At 67.7% G+C, this 17,013-nt stretch carries 16 protein-coding genes; 15 read left to right on the top strand and 1 reads right to left on the bottom strand.

Features of this window, described 5'->3' with window-relative positions; genetic code table 11:
- The 6 genes from RM532_RS10440 to RM532_RS10415 are packed head-to-tail and all read left to right on the top strand — an operon-like array spanning position 1 to position 5,817.
- On the top strand, positions 1-1,644 hold the full coding sequence (locus RM532_RS10440) for a CTP synthase (RefSeq protein ID WP_311653273.1): 1,644 nt from the start codon (positions 1-3) through the stop codon (positions 1,642-1,644).
- A complete protein-coding gene (gene kdsA, locus RM532_RS10435) occupies positions 1,641-2,477 on the top strand; it encodes a 3-deoxy-8-phosphooctulonate synthase (protein ID WP_311653272.1) in 837 nt (278 codons plus the stop codon). Before RM532_RS10440 ends, kdsA begins: the two co-directional genes overlap by 4 nt.
- A 25-nt stretch (positions 2,478-2,502) precedes the next feature.
- Complete coding sequence (gene eno / locus RM532_RS10430; protein ID WP_311653271.1) at positions 2,503-3,780, top strand: phosphopyruvate hydratase; 1,278 nt, start codon at positions 2,503-2,505, stop codon at positions 3,778-3,780.
- Between the two features lie 56 nt (positions 3,781-3,836).
- A complete protein-coding gene (locus tag RM532_RS10425) occupies positions 3,837-4,115 on the top strand; it encodes a septum formation initiator family protein (RefSeq protein WP_311653270.1) in 279 nt (92 codons plus the stop codon).
- The gene (gene truD, locus RM532_RS10420; protein ID WP_311653269.1) at positions 4,112-5,194 is read left to right on the top strand and encodes a tRNA pseudouridine(13) synthase TruD; all 1,083 of its coding nucleotides are present in this window, start codon (positions 4,112-4,114) and stop codon (positions 5,192-5,194) included. Before RM532_RS10425 ends, truD begins: the two co-directional genes overlap by 4 nt.
- Positions 5,191-5,817 carry a DsbA family protein gene (locus tag RM532_RS10415; RefSeq protein WP_311653268.1) on the top strand — a complete coding sequence of 209 codons (627 nt, stop codon included), beginning with the start codon at positions 5,191-5,193 and terminating at the stop codon, positions 5,815-5,817. The genes truD and RM532_RS10415 overlap by 4 nt, the downstream gene beginning before the upstream one ends.
- On the opposite strand, the gene RM532_RS10410 is transcribed toward RM532_RS10415, so the two are convergent.
- On the bottom strand, positions 5,804-6,349 hold the full coding sequence (locus RM532_RS10410; RefSeq protein WP_311653267.1) for a Smr/MutS family protein: 546 nt from the start codon (positions 6,347-6,349) through the stop codon (positions 5,804-5,806). The genes RM532_RS10415 and RM532_RS10410 overlap by 14 nt on opposite strands.
- A gap of 93 nt (positions 6,350-6,442) precedes the next feature.
- Here RM532_RS10410 and surE point away from each other — a divergent pair, with 93 nt between their 5' ends.
- The 9 genes from surE (at position 6,443) to RM532_RS10365 (ending at position 16,913) form a co-directional block, all read left to right on the top strand.
- On the top strand, positions 6,443-7,192 hold the full coding sequence (gene surE / locus RM532_RS10405) for a 5'/3'-nucleotidase SurE (protein ID WP_311653266.1): 750 nt from the start codon (positions 6,443-6,445) through the stop codon (positions 7,190-7,192).
- Positions 7,189-7,866, top strand: coding sequence for a protein-L-isoaspartate(D-aspartate) O-methyltransferase (locus RM532_RS10400; protein ID WP_311653265.1), 678 nt, complete (start codon positions 7,189-7,191; stop codon positions 7,864-7,866). The genes surE and RM532_RS10400 overlap by 4 nt, the downstream gene beginning before the upstream one ends.
- On the top strand, positions 7,863-8,444 hold the full coding sequence (locus RM532_RS10395; RefSeq protein WP_311653264.1) for a YqaA family protein: 582 nt from the start codon (positions 7,863-7,865) through the stop codon (positions 8,442-8,444). Before RM532_RS10400 ends, RM532_RS10395 begins: the two co-directional genes overlap by 4 nt.
- Positions 8,393-9,148, top strand: a complete 756-nt coding sequence (locus RM532_RS10390) for a peptidoglycan DD-metalloendopeptidase family protein (RefSeq protein WP_311653263.1) — start codon at positions 8,393-8,395, stop codon at positions 9,146-9,148. Before RM532_RS10395 ends, RM532_RS10390 begins: the two co-directional genes overlap by 52 nt.
- 93 nt (positions 9,149-9,241) lie before the next feature.
- Positions 9,242-10,471, top strand: coding sequence for an alanine transaminase (alaC, locus tag RM532_RS10385; RefSeq protein WP_311653262.1), 1,230 nt, complete (start codon positions 9,242-9,244; stop codon positions 10,469-10,471).
- 79 nt (positions 10,472-10,550) lie between these two features.
- Positions 10,551-11,864, top strand: a complete 1,314-nt coding sequence (locus RM532_RS10380) for a homoserine dehydrogenase (protein ID WP_311653261.1) — start codon at positions 10,551-10,553, stop codon at positions 11,862-11,864.
- A 77-nt stretch (positions 11,865-11,941) separates the two neighbouring features.
- Entirely contained in the window at positions 11,942-13,069 is a 1,128-nt protein-coding gene (thrC, locus tag RM532_RS10375) for a threonine synthase (RefSeq protein ID WP_311653260.1), read from the top strand.
- Positions 13,070-13,128: 59 nt separating this feature from the next.
- A complete protein-coding gene (recJ, locus tag RM532_RS10370; protein WP_349255308.1) occupies positions 13,129-14,826 on the top strand; it encodes a single-stranded-DNA-specific exonuclease RecJ in 1,698 nt (565 codons plus the stop codon).
- Between the two features lie 89 nt (positions 14,827-14,915).
- Positions 14,916-16,913: a hypothetical protein gene (locus tag RM532_RS10365; protein WP_311653258.1), complete on the top strand. Its 1,998-nt coding sequence runs from the start codon at positions 14,916-14,918 to the stop codon at positions 16,911-16,913.
- Positions 16,914-17,013 lie beyond the last annotated feature (100 nt).

Genomic DNA, 17,013 nt, shown 5'->3' with positions numbered 1-17,013 from the left:
ATGACCTCCGAATCGTCGGCGACTCGCTATATCTTCGTGACCGGCGGGGTGGTGTCTTCGCTGGGCAAGGGCATCGCCGCCGCGTCGCTGGGATCGCTGCTGGAATCGCGCGGACTCGAAGTCTCCATGATCAAGCTGGACCCGTACCTGAACGTGGATGCGGGCACCATGAGCCCGTTCCAGCACGGTGAGGTCTATGTCACCCGCGACGGCGCGGAAACCGATCTGGATCTGGGGCATTACGAGCGCTTCCTGAAGCACCGTACCTCGCGACTTTCCAACTTCACCACCGGCCAGATCTACAACAACGTGATCAGCCGGGAACGCCGCGGCGACTATCTGGGCGGCACGGTGCAGGTGATTCCCCACATCACCGACGAGATCAAGCGCTGCATTCTCGAAGGCGCGGAAGGAGCCCAGGTCTGTCTGGTGGAGATCGGCGGCACCGTCGGCGATATCGAGAGCCTGCCGTTTCTCGAGGCCATCCGTCAGCTGGGGGTGGAACTGGGCCGCGACCGGGTGCTATTCATGCATCTCACGCTGGTGCCCTACATCTCCTCCAGCGGGGAGATGAAGACCAAACCCACGCAGCATTCGGTCAAGGAGCTGCGCTCGATCGGCATCCAGCCGGACGTGCTGGTATGCCGGGTCGACCGACCGCTGCCGGATGGTGAGCGTCGCAAGATCGCGCTGTTCACCAACGTCAACGAGCGCCACGTCATCGCTGCCGAGGACGTGGACGACATCTACAAGATTCCCTCGCTACTGCAGGCGCAGCACCTGGACGGGCTGGTGATCGAGCATTTCGGCCTCAGCGCCGGTCCCGCCGATCTGTCCGGCTGGGGCGAACTGGTGGCCGCCCGCGCCCGCCAGGACGTGGATGTCAATGTCGCCATGGTGGGCAAGTACGTGGATCTGGCCGACGCCTACAAGTCGGTCAACGAAGCGCTGGCCCACGCCGGTTTGCACACCCGCACGCGGGTCAACATCCGCTACGTGGATTCCGAACAGATCGAATCCGAGGGCCCGAGTGTGCTGGACGGCTGTGACGCGGTGCTGGTGCCCGGCGGCTTCGGCGAGCGCGGCATCGAGGGCAAGATCGCCGCGGCGCGCCATGCCCGTGAATCGGGAATCCCGTATCTGGGGATCTGCCTGGGCATGCAGGTGGCGGCAATCGAGTTCGCCCGGCATGTGGCCGGTCTGACCGGCGCCCACAGCACCGAATTCCAGCCCTATGCCACCGAACCGGTGATCGCGCTGGTCACCGAATGGCACGACGTCGGTGGCGGGGTGGAACGGCGCAGCGAAACCTCGGATCTGGGCGGCACCATGCGCCTGGGCGAACAGCGCTGCGAACTGGTCCCCGGCAGCCTCGCCGCGCGGCTCTACGGGCGCGATGAGGTACTTGAACGCCATCGCCATCGCTTCGAATTCAACAATCAGTACCGGCAGGTGCTGGCCGATCACGGGCTCAAGTTCTCGGGCTTTTCGATCGAGGACGATCTGGTGGAAATCCTGGAGTTGCCCGACCATCCCTGGTTTCTCGGCTGCCAGTTCCATCCCGAATTCACCTCCACACCGCGCGACGGACATCCGCTGTTCATCGGATTCGTGACGGCGGCGCGCGAACGCCGGATCGCATGAATCTCTGTGGTTTCGAAGTGGGGCCGCGGGCGCCGCTGTTCGTCATCGCCGGCCCGGATACGCTGGAATCCCCGCAACTGGCGCTTGACGTGGCTGGGCATCTGGCCGAGGTCACCCGCGAGCTGGGTATTCCCTACGTGTTCAAGGGCTCGTTCGACAAGGCCAACCGCAGCTCCCACGACAGCTACCGCGGGCCCGGCCTCGAGGCAGGCCTGAAAGTCCTCCAGTCGGTGCGCGAGCAGATCGGCGTGCCGGTGCTGACCGACGTCCACACCGAGGAACAGATCGCCCCGGTGGCCGAGGTGGTGGACGTGCTGCAGACCCCGGCCTTCCTGTGCCGGCAGACCGATTTCATCCAGCGGGTGGCCGCGACCGGCCGGCCGGTCAATCTGAAGAAGGGGCAATTCGTGTCGCCCTGGGACATGGCCCGCATCGTGGAAAAGGCGGTGGCTGCCGGCGGCGGTGATCGGCTGCTGCTGTGCGAGCGGGGTTTCTGTTTCGGTTACAACAATCTGGTGGTGGACATGCGTGGTCTGGCCGCCATGCGCGACCACGGCTGCCCGGTGGTGTTCGACGCCACCCACTCGGTGCAGTTGCCCGGTGGGCAGGGGGCGGTATCCGGCGGCCAGCGCGAATTCATTCCGGTGCTGGCCCGGGCCGCGGTGGCGGCCGGCGTCGCCGGGGTATTCATGGAAACTCATCCGCGGCCCGACGAAGCGCTTTGCGATGGGCCGAATTCGCTGCCCCTGAACCGTGTACGGGAATTGCTGGAGACACTGCAGGCGCTGGACAGTGTGGCCAAACGTCATCCGTATCTCGAAGAATCGTTTTAATTTAGTTAGTTGGTAAAAATCGTTTATGTCGAAAATCAAGTCGATCAAGGGTCTTCAGGTCATCGATTCCCGCGGGCATCCCACGGTAGCCGCCGAGGTGGTGCTCGAGTCTGGCGCTGTGGGCCGGGCGATGGTGCCCTCCGGGGCCTCCACCGGCTCGCTGGAAGCCGTGGAACTGCGCGACGGTGACAAGGATCGATTCCTGGGCCGCGGCGTGACCAAGGCCGTGGCCAGCGTGAACGGCGAAATCGGCCGGGCGCTCAAGGGCTTCGACGCCGATGACCAGGCCGGTCTGGACCAGCGCATGATCGATCTCGACGGTACCGACAACAAGGGCCGGCTCGGCGCCAACGCCATTCTCGGGGTGTCGCTGGCCACCGCGCATGCGGCTGCAGCCGATGCCGGCGAGATGCTCTATCAGCACCTCGGCGGCGATGATGCCCGCGAGCTGCCGGTGCCGATGATGAACGTAATCAACGGCGGCGCCCATGCCGATAACAACGTCGATCTGCAGGAATTCATGATCCTGCCCGTCGGCGCGAAATCCTTTTCCGATGCCGTGCGTTGCGGTGCCGAGATCTTCCAGCACCTGAAGAAGCTGCTGGGTGAGCGTGGGCAGAGCACCGCGGTGGGTGACGAGGGTGGTTTCGCCCCGGACCTGCCCTCCAACGCCGCGGCGCTGGAGACGCTGGTCACCGCGATCGAACGGGCCGGCTACAAGCCGGGCAAGGACGTCTGGCTGGGGCTGGACGTGGCCAGCACCGAGTTCCACCGCGACGGCCGCTACCATCTGGCCTCCGAGAACAAGGACTTCCACGCCCCCGGTTTCGTCGATTATCTGGCCGGGCTGGTGGACGAGTATCCGATCCTCACCATTGAGGACGGCATGGCCGAGGACGACTGGGATGGCTGGAAGCTGCTCACCGAGCGGCTGGGCGACAAGGTGCAGCTGGTCGGCGACGACCTGTTCGTGACCAACACCCGCATCCTGCGCCAGGGCATCGACGCCGGCGTGGCCAATGCCATCCTGATCAAGCCCAATCAGATCGGCACCCTCACCGAAACCCTGCGGGCGATCGATTTGGCCACCCGGTCCGGCTACGCTGCGGTGGTGTCACACCGCTCCGGGGAGACCGAGGACGCCACCATCGCGGATCTGGCCGTGGCCACCCGCGCCACCCAGATCAAGACCGGGTCCATGTCCCGTTCCGACCGGGTGGCCAAGTACAACCGGCTGCTGGCCATCGAGGCGGCCCTGGGCGAACGGGCGAAATACCCCGGCCGCGAGGCGTTTCCGGTCTGACCATCAGTGACGGCCGGGCCAGTGCATTTGCCCCGTCAGGGCGCTACACTCCGTCCATGGATCGCATCGCCATCATTGCGCTGTGCCTGCTCATTGCCGGATTGCAGTTCCGGCTGTGGGTCGGTGACGGCGGGTATGCCGATACCCACCGGCTGAGCCAGGAGATCGAGACCCTGGCCGGCGAGAACGAGGTGCTGCGCGCCCGCAACGACGCGATGGCGGCCGAAATCGCCGAACTCGACGACGGCGGCAAGGCGATGGAAGGCCGTGCCCGCTCCGACCTGGGCATGATCAAGCAAGGCGAGCAGTTCTACCTGGTCATCGATCGCCGTTGACCGGCGTCCCTGCCGCCAGACCCGATCCGGTTATCCCGCTGCCCACTGCCGGGCCGGCACCGGATGCCCGCGCCCTGATGCGGGCCGAGGATGCCGACTTCCGGGTCGAGGAACTGATGCCCGTCACCCTCACCGGGGAGGGCGAGCACCTCTGGCTGCAGGCCCGCAAGACCGGCTGGAACACCGTGGCGCTGGCGGACCGGCTGGCCGATCATTACGGCCTGCGTTCGCGGGATATCGGCATGGCCGGCCTCAAGGATCGGCACGCCGTCACCACCCAGTGGTTCTCCCTGCCCATGCCGATCAAGCAGGCGCCGGCGGATCCGCCCGATCTGGACGGCGTCGAATGGCTGGCGATGACCCGCCATGACCGCAAGCTGCGCCGCGGCACCCATCGCGGCAACCGGTTCGAGCTCTGCCTGCGATCGGTCGAGGGCGATCGTGACGACATCGAACAGGCACTCGTCCGGGTGCGTGACACCGGGGTTCCCAACTACTTCGGTGCCCAGCGCTTCGGCCACGGGGCCCGCAATCTAGACCTGGTCGACCAGTTGTTCGCCGGCCGGCGGATGAAGCCGTCGGGGCGCAGCTTCGCGCTGTCGGCCGCCCGTTCCCACATGTTCAACCAGGTGCTGGCGCGGCGGGTCGAGCGTGGCGACTGGAACCAGCTGCTGCCCGGCGAGTTCGTCTGTCTGGCCGGCAGCCAGAGCGGCTTTCAGCCGCCGGGTGATGAAATCGCCGGCGACACCCTGCAACGCCGGCTGGCGGAATTCGACATTCATCCCAGCGGCCCGCTGCCCGGCCGCGGTCGGGCCGAAGTCGAGGGTGAGGTGCTGGTACTGGAGAATGAAGTCATCGCGCCGTTCGAGGCGTGGCTGGACGGCCTGGTCAGGCACAAGGTGGACGCGGCCCGCCGGCCGCTGCGGGCGGTGGTGCCGGATCTGGTCTGGGACTGGCCGGGCGCGGCCTGTCTGCGAATGACCTTCTCGCTGCCCGCGGGCAGTTTTGCCACCATGGTGGTGCGCGAGATTGCCAGTGTCACCGAACCCTCGAGAGAGCGATCCGCCGAGTCGGCATGACCGACACCAGCCTGCTCTACATTGCCGACCCGATGTGTTCCTGGTGCTATGGATTCGGCCCGGAAATGCGCCGACTGGTGGCCGCCTATGGCGACCGGATCGGCGTGGAGCTGATCACCGGCGGCCTGTATCCGGGCAATGCCATGGTGCTGCCGCCGGGCCAGCGACGCTGGGTGCTGCATCACTGGGCGGAGGTCCAGGCCCATACCGGCCTGACATTCGAGTTCGAGGGTGCCATGCCCGAGGGCTTCGTCTACGACACCGAGCCGGCCTGCCGGGCGGTGGTGGCCATGCGCCGGCTGGCCCCGGACATGGCGCTGGCCTATTTCGACCGGCTACAGGGTGCCTTCTACCGGCAGGCCCGCGACGTCACCCGCGAGGCCGTGCTGCTCGAACTGGCGGAGGGCCTGACCTCTGATGCCGCGGCGTTTGCCGCTTGCCTGAATGATCCGAACACGCGGGAGGCCACCCAGGAGGATTTCCATCGCCGGCACCAGTTCGGGATGCGTGGCATGCCGGCGGTGATTCTCAGCCATCCCCAGGGCTACAAGCGTCTCACCGAGGGCTATCAGCCGTTCGAGATACTGCGCAAGCGGCTGGACAAGCTGCTCAAGCGCGTTTGAGCAGGACGTAGACCGCCCCGGTGCCGCCGTCCACCCGGCGGGCCGAGCAGTAGGCCAGCACCTCGTTGCGCTGGCGCAGCCAGCCGGCCACCTTCTGGCGCAGCACCGGCCCGCGGTTGCCCGAGCGCAGACCCTTGCCATGGATGATGCGCACGCAGCGGTGATCGAGGTCGCGGGCCTCGGCCAGGAATACCGCAAGCGCATGGCGGGCGGTGCTCACGAACTGGCCATGCAGATCCAGTTCCGCGTCGCAGCGGTACTGGCCGCGGCGCAGACGGCGCAGGGTAGCCAGCTGAATACCGGGCCGTCGGAACATGAATTCCTCGCCGGTTTCCACGTCCTCCGGGTCCTGATCGAGCAGGGAGGCGATCACCGCGGCCTCGTCGGCCTCGCGCGACAGCGGGCGGGGCGAGGGGGGCGTCGGCTCCGGGCGGCGCCGCTGGCTGGCACTCAGGGGTGCGGCGTCGGCGGCCTCGCGGCGGAACAGTTCGCGCTCTTCCGGAGTCAGTGTCCTGGTCGACTTTCGATCCATGGTGATCAGCGGTTGACGGCCCGATGCGCTACCATAACGGCTGCTGCCGCGCCGTTATCCGGCGCCACTTTATAACTATTGTCAGCACCCTGCATGCGCATTCTGCTCTCCAATGATGACGGGTGCCACGCACCCGGCCTGACCTGCCTGCGCCAGACCCTGGCCGCGGCCGGTCATGAGTTGGTCACCGTGGCGCCCGACCGCAATCGTAGCGGCGCCAGCAATTCCCTGACGCTGGAACAGCCGCTGCGGGTCCGTTCCGACGAGGCGTCGGTGTACTGCGTGGACGGCACGCCCACCGACTGCGTGCACATCGCGCTCACCGGCCTGCTCGACTGGGAGCCCGACATGGTGGTCTCCGGCATCAACGCCGGCGCCAATCTGGGCGACGACGTGCTCTATTCGGGCACCGTGGCCGCTGCCACCGAGGGCCGCTTTCTGGGCCTGCCGGCGGTGGCGGTGTCGCTGCACGGCGAGTCGCCGTCCCACTATGACACCGCCGCGCAGGTGGCGGTTTCCATCGTCGATCTGCTGCAGCGCGACCCGCTGCCGGCCGATACCATTCTCAACGTGAATGTCCCCGACTGCCCCCTGAACGAGCTGGCCGGCTACGAGGCCACGCGCCTGGGCAACCGCCACCGTGCCGAACGGGTGGTGCGCCAGAATGATCCGCGCGGCAATCCCATCTACTGGATCGGCCCGGCCGGGGCCGAGTCCGACTCCGGCGCCGGTACCGATTTCCACGCGGTGGCCAACAAGCGGGTGTCGGTGACGCCGATCCAGACCGATGTCACCCGGTTCGCCGCGCTTGACCAGATCGCGGGGTGGGTGCAGGGGCTGTGACCAGCGTCACGCGGCATCCGCATGCCCGTGGCCTGGGCGTGACCTCGCAGCGGGCGCGCGACCGGCTGGTGGCCGGCTTGCGCCGGGCCGGGGTCACCCACGAGGCCGTGCTGGAGGCGATGGCACGCGTACCGCGCCACGCGTTCATCGACGAAGCGCTGTCCTACAAGGCCTACGAGGACACGGCCCTGCCCATCGGCCACGCCCAGACCATTTCCCAGCCGTTCGTGGTGGCGCACATGACCGCGCTGCTCCTGGGTGAGGGCGAACCGCCGGACACGGTGCTGGAAATCGGCACCGGCAGCGGCTATCAGGCCGCGGTGCTGGGGGAACTGGTGCGCTCGGTCTACAGCCTGGAGCGCATCCCGCCGCTGTATCAGCGGGCCCGGGCCTGCCTGCGGGAGCTGGGCTACATCAACGTGCGGGTAAGGCTGTCGGACGGCACCCTGGGCCTGCCCGATTACGGGCCGTTCGATGGCATCCTGATCACGGCCGCGGGCGAGGAAGTCCCCGCCGCGTTGCTCGATCAGCTGGCCGACGGCGGCCGGCTGGTGGCACCAGTCGGCGCGCCGGGCAATCAGCGGCTGATGGTGATGCAGCGCCAGGGCCGGGAGGTCACCACCCGCGAGCTCGATCCGGTGAGTTTCGTGCCGCTGGTGGCCGGCCTCGAATGACGCGCGTCTGGCGGCGGCTCTACGATGCCGTATTGCGAGCCTCGGCCCATCCCCGCGCCACCTGGTGGCTGGCGGGCCTGAGTTTTTCCGAATCCTCCTTCTTTCCCATTCCGCCGGACGTGATGCTGGCGCCCATGTGCCTGGCGCGGCCGGAACGTGCCTGGCGGCTGGCAGCGATCACCACGCTGGCCTCGGTGCTGGGCGGGGTGGCCGGTTACTTTATCGGTGTGTTCCTGCTCGACGCGGCCACCGTCTGGATGCAGACGATGGGCTACTGGGAGGGCTATGTCCGGGTGCGCGACTGGTTTGCCGAATGGGGTTTCCTGGCGGTGCTGGTGGCAGGTTTCTCGCCCATTCCCTACAAGGTGTTTACGATTGCGGCAGGTGCCGGCGCCATGCCGCTGCTACCGTTCGTCGCCGCCTCGGCCATCGGCCGTGGCGGGCGGTTCTTCCTGGTGGCGGCGCTGGTGCGCTGGTTCGGCCCGGCGCTGGAGCGTCGACTGTTGCGGTACGTCGATTGGATCGGATGGACAATGGTGCTGCTCATCGCCGTCGGAGTGCTCTGGTACCAGTTGTAGCGCTGCTGGTAGCAGCGCTGCTGGCGGGCTGCTCTCTGCGGCAGACGTTCCGGCCCGAACTGCACACGGTGGCGCGGGGCGAGACGCTGTACTCGATCGCCTGGGATTACGGCATCAAGTGGCAGAACCTGGCCCGCTGGAACGGTATCGACCCGCCCTACACCATCTATCCCGGCCAGGAACTCACGTTGGACCCCTACGGCCCGGTGCGTGCCGAAACGCCGTCATCGTCGCAAGAGGAAACGTCCTCGTCTGCCTCGCGCCGTGAGCAGCCCGCGACCAAACCCACGCCGGCGCCGGCACCGAGTCCCACACCGCCTGCCAGCCGCCCGCGGCCGGACGGCTGGCGCTGGCCGGCCGGCGGCGCCGTGCTGCGGGCCTATACCGGCGGCGAATCGCTCAGCGGCATCGATATCGGTGGCAAGGCGGGTGACACGGTGCATGCCGCCCAGGCCGGCCGGGTGGTCTACAGCGGCACCGGACTCAAGGGCTACGGGAATCTGGTGATCATCAAGCACGACGAGCACTTCCTGTCCGCCTACGGCTACAACCGCAAGCTGCTGGTGGAACAGGGGCGGCAGGTGAAGGTGGGCGAGGCGATCGCGGAAATGGGGGTGGGCCCGAATCAGCAGCCGGCGCTGCACTTCGAAGTCCGCCGCGATGGCGCCCCGATCAATCCACGCGAGGTGCTGCCGCCGCGTTGATCTGGTTGCGAGGCGGGCTTTCTGGCAAAATTCCGCCATTGCGTCGCAGGTGCGGCGCGGGGATGGGCCGCCCTCGGGGCGGCTCATTCATTCGTGACCAGCCCGTTGCCGGAGCCCACGCGTTTGTCCTCCTCGAAAGCCAGCTTCCCCCGTATCGAACGGCTGCCGCCGTACGTATTCAGCATCGTCAACGATCTGAAGAAGGCGGCGCGAGCGCGCGGGGAGGACATCATCGACCTCGGCATGGGCAATCCCGATCAGCCCACGCCGCAGCACATCGTCGACAAGATGGTGGAAGTCACCCAGCGCGGGGACACCCACCGCTATTCGGTCTCCAAGGGTATTCCACGGCTGCGGCTGGCGATCTGCGACTGGTACAAGCGGCGCTACGACGTCGAGCTGGATCCGGATAGCGAGGCCATCGTCACCATAGGCTCCAAGGAGGGCCTGGCCCACCTGATGCTGGCCACGCTGGAACGCGGCGACCAGGTGCTGGTGCCCAATCCCGCCTATCCGATCCATCCCTACGGCGCGGTGATTGCCGGTGCGGACGTGCGCCATGTGCAGCTCACGCCGGGGTCCGACTTCTTCGAGGAGCTGGAAAAGGCGATCAAGGAGTCCTGGCCGCGCCCGAAGATGATGCTGCTGAATTTCCCCTGCAACCCGACCACGGAATGCGCCACGCTGGAGTTCTTCGAAAAGGCGGTAGCGATGGCACGGGAGTACGATCTGTGGATCGTGCAGGATCTGGCCTACGCCGATCTCGTCTTCGACGGCCACGAGGCACCATCCATCCTGCAGGTGCCGGGCGCCAGGGAAGTGGCGGTGGAGTCGTTCTCGCTGTCCAAGAGCTACAACATGCCCGGTTGGCGGGTCGGCTTCCTGTGTGGCAACCCCACGCTGATCGCGGCGCTGGCCAAGATGAAGTCGTATCTGGATTACGGCATGTTCACGCCGGTGCAGGTAGCGGCCATCGCCGCCCTCAACGGCCCGCAGGAGTGCGTGGGCGAAATCCGCGAGATGTACCGGGCTCGCCGCGACGTGTTCTGCGACGGGCTCAACGAAATCGGCTGGGAGGTGGAAAAGCCCGGGGCCACGATGTTCGTATGGGCGCCGGTGCCGGAGATGTACCGCGCGGAAGGGTCGCTGGAATTCTCCAAGCGGCTGCTGCGCGATGCCGAGGTGGCGGTGTCGCCGGGCGTGGGCTTCGGCCAGTACGGTGATGATCATGTCCGCATCGGGCTGATCGAGAACGAACAGCGAATCCGTCAGGCGCTGCGCAACATCAAGCGCATGCTGCGGCGCGATTCGGCGATGGCATGACGACGGCCTGAACCGGCCAATCCCGGCGCCGCCGCTGCAGGCGGCGCTGCGAGTCAAACAAACAAAGGGAGAGATCAGCGTGAAACCGGTCAATGTCGGTCTGTTGGGGTTGGGCACCGTGGGTGCCGGCACCGTCAACCTGCTGGCGCACAACGCGAAGGAGATCGGGCGGCGCGCAGGCCGCGTGGTGCGCATCACCCACGCGGCAGTGCAGAACCTCGATAAGCCGCGGGAATGCCCCACCGACGGCATCACCCTGACCACCGACCCGTTCGCGGTGGTCAACGATCCGGATATCGACGTGGTGCTCGAGCTGATCGGCGGCGAGGATGACGCCTACAAGCTGGTGATGGCCGCGATCGAGCAGGGCAAGCACGTGGTCACCGCCAACAAGCACCTGATCGCGCTGCACGGCAACGAAATCTTCGCCGCCGCCGACAAGCACGACGTGGTGGTGACGTTCGAGGCCGCCGTGGCCGGCGGCATCCCCATCATCAAGGCGATCCGGGAGGGCCTGGCCGCCAATCACATCGAATGGCTGGCCGGCATCATCAACGGCACCGGCAACTTCATCCTCAGCCAGATGAAGTTCGAGGGCGCCGATTTCGCCGAGGCCCTGGCCGAGGCCCAGGCGCTGGGCTATGCCGAAGCCGATCCCACCTTCGACGTGGACGGCATCGACGCGGCCCACAAGCTGGCGATCCTCGGTTCCATCGCCTTCGGCATTCCGCTGTCGTTCGACCGCATCTATACCCAGGGCATTCGCGGCATCCACGCCGACGACATCGCCTATGCCGAGGAAATGGGCTACCGCATCAAGCACCTGGGCATCGCCCGGCGCAACGACGGCGGCATCGAACTGCGCGTGCACCCCACGCTGGTCTCGGAAAAGGCGCTGCTGGCCAATGTGGAGGGCGAGAAGAATGCCGTGATGGTCTACGGCGACGCCGTCGGGCCGACCGTCTATTATGGCGCCGGCGCCGGTGCCGGTCCCACCGCCTCGGCGGTGGTGGCCGACCTGATCGACACCGTGCGTATCATGAGTGTCGACCCGACCGGCCGCGTGCCGCATCTGGCCTTCCAGCCGGACCAGATCACCGACACGCCGATCCTCGGCAACGAAGGCTTCTTCTGCGGCCACTACTTCCGGGTGCAGGTGGCTGACGAGCCGGGCGTGATGTCCCAGATCACCGGCCTGCTGGCCCAGCACGAGATCAGCATCGAGGCGATCCTGCAGAAGGATCCGGAAACCGCCGGCGACGACGCCCTGATCATCATCGTCACCAAGCCGGTGATCGAGGGCCAGATGATGAAATTCTTCGACAGCCTGGATGATCTGCCGTACACGCGGCCTGGCCTGGTGCACATGCGCGTGGCGCAGTTCGAGGACTAGGCGTTGCCGTTTGGAGTTTGGTGTTTCGTGTTTCGATTTGAGTACGGTTCGGCCCGGGTGCCGCGGAGACTGTCCTGATGAGCCAACGCTATACGGGTTTGATCGAGCGCTACCGGGATCGCCTCCCGGTCGCGGATGATGCCCGCCTGATCAGCCTGGGGGAGGGCGCGACGCCGCTCATCCGCCTGCACAACATCCCGCGGGACATCGGTTTCGGCGGCGAGCTGTACGTCAAGTACGAGGGGCTCAATCCCACCGGCTCGTTCAAGGATCGCGGCATGACCATGGCCGTGACCCAGGCGGTGGCGGAGGGCGCCAAGGCCATCATCTGCGCGTCCACCGGGAATACCTCGGCCGCGGCGGCGGCCTATGCGGCACGGGCGGGCATTACCGCCTTTGTGCTCATCCCGGACGGCAAGATCGCCATGGGCAAGCTCGCCCAGGCGATGATGCACGGCGCCCGCATCATCCAGATCGCGGGCAATTTCGACGCCGGCATGCGGCTGGTGCGCGAAGTGGCCGAGCAGACGCCGGTCACCATCGTCAATTCGATCAACCCCTACCGCCTGCAGGGGCAGAAGACCGCCGCGTTCGAGATCGTCGAGGACCTCGGCCGCGCCCCGGATTATCACTGTCTGCCGGTGGGCAACGCCGGCAACATCACCGCGCACTGGATCGGCTACAGCGAATGCGCCGCCACGCATCACGACGCGGTCACCAAGGCCTGCAGTTATTGCGGCGGGCGCTGCGCCTACGCCGGCGGCGGCAACGGCGAGCGCCCCACCATGGTGGGCTACCAGGCCAATGGCAGTGCGCCGTTCCTGCGCGGTTCGATGGTGGATGAGCCCGACACGGTGGCCACCGCCATCCGCATCGGTCATCCGCAGAGCTGGGATGCCGCCTGGGTGGTGCGCGAGGAATCCGGCGGCTGGTTCGATGAACTCACCGACGAGGAAATCCTGGCCACCCAGAAGCAGCTGGCCGCCCGCGAGGGCGTGTTCTGCGAACCGGCGTCGGCCGCCTCACTGGCCGGGGCCCTGCGCGATATCAGCCGTGGCCGCATTGCCGACGGCACCAGCGTGGTGTGCACCCTCACCGGCCACGGCCTGAAGGACCCGGACATCGCCATCAGCCAGGGCAGCAAGATCGAAACCGTGCCGGCCACGCTGGATGCGGTCAGCGCGGTGATCGGCGAAGCGGTCTGACGCCGAGGTTGGTGGCCGACGCCGAACTCCACCGCATCCCGGCCCGGGACGGGACCGGGCTGGTGCTGCGCCGCCGCCCGCTTCAGGCTGCCATCGACGCATTGCCGGCCTCGTTGCCGGCGCTGCTGCGCCGCGTCTACGCTGCCCGCGGGGTGGGGGACGCCGACGCGCTGTCACTGGACCTCGCCCGTCTGCCGGACTTCCGCCAGCTGGCAGATATCGACGCCGCCTGTGATCTGATCGAACAGGCGCTGACCGCCGACCAGCGCATTCTGGTGGTGGGGGATTTCGACGCCGACGGCGCCACCGCCACCGCCCTGGCCGTGCACCTGCTGCGGGCCTTCGGCGCCCGGCAGGTGGACTATCTGGTGCCGGACCGGGCCCGGCACGGCTACGGGCTGAGTCCGTCGGTGGTGGCCGCGGCCAGCGAATTCGCCCCCGAGTTGATCATTACCGTGGATAACGGCATCGCCAGTCACGACGGCGTGACGGCCGCCCATGCGCTGGGCTGCCGGGTGCTGGTGACCGATCATCATCTGCCGCCGCCCGAACTGCCGGCCGCCGATGCCATCGTCAATCCCAATCGCAAGGACTGTCCGTTTCCGGACAAGGCGCTGGCCGGCGTGGGGGTGATCTTCTACGTGATGCTGGCCCTGCGGGCGCGGCTGCGCGACCGCGGCTGGTTCCGCGAGCAGCCGGAACCGGTGCTGGCGGATTATCTCGATCTGGTGGCCCTGGGCACGGTGGCCGACGTGGTGCCGCTGACCCACACCAACCGCGTGCTGGTGGCCCAGGGCCTCAAGCGCATTCGCCGCGGTCGCGCCCGGCCGGGCATTGCCGCCCTGGCGCAGATGGCCGGACGCGAACTGAACCGGCTGGTGGCCACCGACATCGGTTTCGGCCTGGCCCCGCGTCTTAACGCGGCCGGGCGGCTCGACAACATGGCGCTGGGGGTGGAATGCCTGCTGGCGGCACATGCCCATGGGGCCGATTCGGCCGCGCTGGTGCTGGAACAACTCAACGCCGAGCGCCGCGAACGTCAGTCGCAGATGCAGGACGAGGCGCTGACCTCGCTGGCAGCCCTGGACCTGGGCGACGCCGGTCTGCCGTCCGGGCTCTGCGTGCATCAGGCGGACTGGCACGAGGGCATCGTGGGGCTGGTGGCCGGCCGCATTCGCGAGCGCTACCACCGGCCGGTTGTGGCGTTCGCCCGGGCCGGCGCGGGCGGGCTGAAGGGGTCGGCCCGGTCCGTGCCGGGCGTGCACATCCGCGACGTGCTGGCCAACGTGGCCACCGCCCATCCCGGGCTGGTGGACAAGTTCGGCGGCCACGGCATGGCGGCAGGCCTGAGCCTGGCAGCACACGACCTGGATCGTTTCCGCGATGCCTTTGCCATTGAAGTGGACCGCTGGGTCACCCCGGCGATGCTCGACGGCATCATCGATACCGACGGCGCCCTGAGCGGCGACGACTTCAGCCTGGACACCGCCCGGGCCCTGCGCGAGGGCGGCCCCTGGGGCGCCGGGTTTCCGGAACCGGCGTTCGACGGCGAATTCCGCGTGCTGGATCAGCGCATCGTCGGGGAACGGCATCTCAAGCTGACCCTGATGCCGGCCGAGGGCGGCGCCGCCCTGTCGGCCATCGCCTTCAATCAGGAGCACAAGGTTGGCGAACGCATCCATGCCGTCTACCGGCTCGACGTCAACCGCTATCAGGCGATGGACAACCTGCAACTGGTGATCACCGCCATCGCCTGAAACCCCCGCGGGCCCTTGTGTTATCGTCGCCGGCCGATATCACAGGCGGACTTCGTCGCGGACCGGCACCCACCCGGCCGCCGCTTTTCATGGCAACTCCCGACCCGCACAACGCGCCTCCACCGGCCAACGACCGGCAGATCGGTCAGTTCGAGCGCATGCTCGACAACCTGGCCGCTGCCCGCAGCTTCGGCAAGGGCATGCACCAGACCCGCCTGCTGGCGCTGGTACCCCGGCTGCTGGACAGCGATGACGGGGTGGCCGCGCTCTACCGCCTGGCGCCGCGCTTCGACAGCGCCGGCGTGTTCCTGGGCGGGGACTGGGCCGAGCCGGCCAACCTGCAACCCCGGCTGGTGCGGGTCACGCTGCTCAGCGGCGGCATGATGCCGGCGCTGGAATGCCTGAATCAGCTGCGTCTGCTGGCCATTGCCACCGGCGAGGCCGAGCCCGCGCCGGATTTCGACGCCGGGGCGGCGCGGCGTTTCCTGGACGAAGTACTGGCCAGCAATCTGGACCTGCTGTTCCCCACCGCCACCGAATCCGACCGCGAACAGCCCAACCCGATGCGGCCGCGGCTGCAGCGGCTGTTCGCATTTCTGGTCCGCACGCTGGGCATGAGCGGCCTGCTGGCCGCGCTGGTGGACGAGGCCGAGCGCGTGCTGCAGCAACGGCCGATCATGGTCCAGCGTATCGAGCATCTGCTGCATGCGGCGCACCGGGCGCTAAATGAAACCGACGCCGCGACCGGCGACGACAGCGAAACCCGCGCCCGCCGGCTGATCGACGCCCTGCACGGGCCCACCGAGCTGGCCCGCGAACACGCCGGTGACGATTACACCGCTGCGCTGACCGCGCTGGACCCGGAAACGCTGGCGGTGGAAGCCCGCGTGTTCGGAGAATCCATGGCCGGCACCGGGCTGGTTGCCCCGCAGCATGCGCTGTTGCTGCGCTATCTCGCCGAGAATGCCCCAGAGCGCCTGCCCGACGCGCTGGCCCTGGGGCCGGTGGGCCGGGTCGTGCTGGTAACGCACGGCGACCTGGTCAGCGAGATCATCGGTTACGCCATCTTCCCGGAGACCGCCCGCTGCATCTATGGCCTGTGCCGGCTGCTGGAGCAGGGCACGCTGTTCTTCGACCCGGTACCGCCGGGCCTGCGCCGGCTGATGGTGCTGCCCATGAACGAAGACGTGGCCGAACAGCTGCGTGCTACCAGCGAATGGCCGACCCCGCCCACCGCCAACGTGCTGCTGGTGGCCGGGACGCTATCCGTGCTGGGTCAGCCGCGCGGGGTGGACCAGGGCCACAACCCCACCTGTCAGGCCGCCCGCGCCATCAGCATGTGGGCGCAGAACGACGCCGGCTATCTGCTGGAACTGATCGCCCGCGCCGCCCGCGACGGCGAGCTGCTGATGCATTTCGAGGGCGACGCCATCGCCTCGGCCGGTCTGGACGCCGGTCTGGCCAAGTCGCTGCACACCGAGCTGGATCCGGTATCGCTGGTGCTCACGTCGCACCTGGACCGCGTCTACATGGAAATGAGCCGCCGCACCATCGACCGGCCGGGTGACGGCCACCGCTGGGTGAATCCCGAATTCCACGGCTGGTGGGTCAAACGCGGCTTCGCGGAGGTGCTGGACGACGACCAGGCCGTCAGCGGCTGCGACGACTTCATCCGCCTGTTCCACGCCGCCTACCACCCGGTCTACAACGGCGGGCGGCAACTGGTGTACGTCCAGCCCTGCGGCGTAGCGGTCACCGACTACCGCGGCGAATTCGTGGGCTGGCACGCCATTGCCATCGAGCGCATCGAGCGTGGCCCCGAGGGCGAGTGGCGGGTGTACTTCTACAACCCCAACCGCGACCGCGGCCAGGACTGGGGGCAGGGCGTGGTCACCACCACCCGCGGCCACGGCGAACTGGAAGGCGAATCCTCGCTGCCCTTCGGCCAGTTCGTGTCACGGCTGTACGTGTTCCATTACGAAACCCGGGAAGTGGGCGACCCGGCCGCCGTGCCGGATGCCGACGTCGCCGCCATCCGCGAGGCCATCGCGGTGAGCTGGGCCGCGAATATTCCCTGGGCAGACTGAACGACCACCACCCTGTCCCGAAGCCATCCCCTCTCCCGCCAAGCGGGAGAGGGCCAGGGAGAGGGTTCTTCCGCGAAGCACCAACGCGCCGCCACCCCTC

The sequence above is a fragment of the Spectribacter hydrogenoxidans genome (assembly GCF_031846275.1).
Lineage (GTDB): Bacteria > Pseudomonadota > Gammaproteobacteria > Nevskiales > Salinisphaeraceae > Spectribacter > Spectribacter hydrogenoxidans.
Note: the sequence above shows the minus strand (reverse complement) of the source record. Positions and strands in the feature narration are given on the sequence as shown.

Bases quoted from the DNA above. Each gene is read 5' to 3' on its own strand.
- RM532_RS10440 (WP_311653273.1), top strand. From the start codon at position 1: ATGACCTCCGAATCGTCGGCGACTCGCTATATCTTCGTGACCGGCGGG.
- kdsA (WP_311653272.1), top strand. From the start codon at position 1,641: ATGAATCTCTGTGGTTTCGAAGTGGGGCCGCGGGCGCCGCTGTTCGTC.
- eno (WP_311653271.1), top strand. From the start codon at position 2,503: ATGTCGAAAATCAAGTCGATCAAGGGTCTTCAGGTCATCGATTCCCGC.
- RM532_RS10425 (WP_311653270.1), top strand. From the start codon at position 3,837: ATGGATCGCATCGCCATCATTGCGCTGTGCCTGCTCATTGCCGGATTG.
- RM532_RS10415 (WP_311653268.1), top strand. From the start codon at position 5,191: ATGACCGACACCAGCCTGCTCTACATTGCCGACCCGATGTGTTCCTGG.
- RM532_RS10410 (WP_311653267.1), bottom strand. From the start codon at position 6,349: ATGGATCGAAAGTCGACCAGGACACTGACTCCGGAAGAGCGCGAACTG.
- surE (WP_311653266.1), top strand. From the start codon at position 6,443: ATGCGCATTCTGCTCTCCAATGATGACGGGTGCCACGCACCCGGCCTG.
- RM532_RS10395 (WP_311653264.1), top strand. From the start codon at position 7,863: ATGACGCGCGTCTGGCGGCGGCTCTACGATGCCGTATTGCGAGCCTCG.
- RM532_RS10390 (WP_311653263.1), top strand. From the start codon at position 8,393: ATGGACAATGGTGCTGCTCATCGCCGTCGGAGTGCTCTGGTACCAGTT.
- thrC (WP_311653260.1), top strand. From the start codon at position 11,942: ATGAGCCAACGCTATACGGGTTTGATCGAGCGCTACCGGGATCGCCTC.
- RM532_RS10365 (WP_311653258.1), top strand. From the start codon at position 14,916: ATGGCAACTCCCGACCCGCACAACGCGCCTCCACCGGCCAACGACCGG.